The sequence below is a fragment of the Candidatus Halobonum tyrrellensis G22 genome (assembly GCF_000495475.1).
Classification (GTDB): Archaea; Halobacteriota; Halobacteria; order Halobacteriales; family Haloferacaceae; genus Halobonum; species Halobonum tyrrellense.
The window spans coordinates 1-847 of record NZ_ASGZ01000045.1 but is presented as its reverse complement, the minus strand read 5'-3'; the positions used below and the strand labels follow the sequence as shown (position 1 = coordinate 847).

The 847-nt window shown below is 74.4% G+C and carries 1 protein-coding gene; it reads left to right on the top strand.

Annotation, left to right across the window (positions count from 1 at the left end):
* Window positions 1-23: 23 nt before the first annotated feature.
* Window positions 24-847: hypothetical protein (locus tag K933_RS12330; RefSeq protein ID WP_152529824.1), on the top strand; the 824-nt coding region annotated here is incomplete at its 3' end.

Below are 847 nucleotides of genomic sequence, written 5' to 3'. Positions count from 1 at the left end.
TCGTCCTGCGGACGCCCGACTACGTGAGTCCGCGGGAGTTGCTCGCCCGGGAGGTCGGCGGCGTGATCACGCAGATCCGGATGCCGCTCGGCGGCGAGGAGGCGCGGGACGTGCCCGGTGTCGTCGCCGCCCACCCGGAGGCGGACGCGGTCGAGCGCGTCGACGGCGCGCAGGTCGCGGTCGTCCACGTCGGGACCGTGAACCTCTCGCAGGCGGACGACGCGGCCGAGGAGGGCGCGGCGATCGACCTCGCCGCCCGCCTCGACGTGAACCTCTCGAAGACCGACACGCCGGCGAAGGTGCGGATCCGGCGGCGTCACACGGCCGACGTGTCGCGGCAGACCGAGGACCTGCGCGACCTCGAGGGCGACCCCTCGCGCGGGCAGGTCGGCTTCGCGGCCGACCACGCGAACGCGACCGTCCGGACGGCCGTCGAGGAGGGCGTGATGGACGTCGACGTGTTCGCGGAGACGTGGGTTCACCCGGACGAGGTCGCCAGCGAGGCGGACACGACGCGCCTCGATCGGTTCGCCACGTCGAGCAGGGTGCGGCCGTCGCCGGCGCTCCGGGCCGAGCAGTTCGAGGAGCTACGCCACCGCGTCCAGAGCGTTCGGGCGGCCACCCAGCCGGCCGAGGGGACGCCGCCCGCGGTCCTGTCCGCCGACGGTATCGTGCAGGTGCTACGGGAGTACTGGACCGACGTTGAAGCGGACGCGGCTCTCTCCGAGACGACCCACGCCGACGCGGTCCCGCCGACGCCGATCGACGAGGCCGCGACCGAGACGGACGAGCCGGTCGACCACCCCGAGCCGGGTGAATCGGGCGCTCAAGCCGCCGCGGATGGTGG